General features: G+C 38.9%; 1 protein-coding gene. It reads left to right on the forward strand.

Annotated elements, in window-relative coordinates:
• A partial coding sequence (locus ACEWMW_RS14530) for a hypothetical protein (protein WP_409414680.1) occupies window positions 1-216 on the forward strand: 216 nt, incomplete at its 5' end.
• Window positions 217-239: the final 23 nt, after the last annotated feature.

Below are 239 nucleotides of genomic sequence, written 5' to 3' on the forward strand. Positions count from 1 at the left end.
GGCGGGCGCCCGAACCAACAACAAAACAAAAAAACACACCCACAAAAAACCACAACACCAACCTCCCACTCCAAACAACAAAAAAAAAAAAAAAAAAACAAAAAAAAAAAAAAAAAAAAAAAGAAAAAAAAAAAAAAAAAACCCCCCCCCCCCCCCCATAAGAAAAAAGTAGGGAGGGAGTCAGAGGATCTAAGGAAAGTGTTATTAAATGAGTAGAGGCTCTAGTCACAGAGCGGCGC

It is taken from the genome of Litorerythrobacter xanthomarinus (genome assembly GCF_046254955.1).
In the GTDB taxonomy this organism is placed as follows: Bacteria; Pseudomonadota; Alphaproteobacteria; order Sphingomonadales; family Sphingomonadaceae; genus Qipengyuania_C.